The 475-nt window shown below is 68.2% G+C and carries 1 pseudogene; it reads right to left on the bottom strand.

Annotated elements, in window-relative coordinates:
- Window positions 1-475, bottom strand: a pseudogene (locus tag DM373_RS28475) (RHS repeat-associated core domain-containing protein); the annotation flags it as partial.

A 475-nucleotide genomic window follows, 5' to 3' on the forward strand; every position in this document is an offset into this window, starting at 1 on the left:
ATCGCCCGGGCGTGCGGGCCGCTGCCGTCCCATTCCAGGTTCAGGCCGCGCTCGGTGCGGTCGGTGTAGCGGGTGATCAGGTGGTGCTGGTACTGGTAGCGCCAGGCGGCGCCGTGCTCGTCCTGGGCGGCGATCAGGTCGCCCTGGTCGTCGTAGTGGTAGGCGCACAGCTGGCGCAGTGGTTTGCCGTCGACCATCTGCCACAGGCCCTGGAGATGGCCGTGGTCATCGAGCAGCGTGCCCAGTTGCAGGTGGACTTTGGACGGGTCGTTGTCGGCGTAGGTGTTGATGTCCGACAGCACCGGGCGGCCGTTGTGGCTGTGCTCGTAGTGCAGCATCGCGCCGGCGCCGTTGCGCATGACGATATGCACCAGGTGGAAGCGCTCGCCGACGCGCTCGTAGGTCTCGTGGCGCTCCTGGCCGCGCGACAGGATGAGCTGGGTGTCGGTGGTGCGGGTCAGGCCACGGTACTCGA

This window comes from Pseudomonas sichuanensis, from assembly GCF_003231305.1.
Classification (GTDB): domain Bacteria; phylum Pseudomonadota; class Gammaproteobacteria; order Pseudomonadales; family Pseudomonadaceae; genus Aquipseudomonas; species Aquipseudomonas sichuanensis.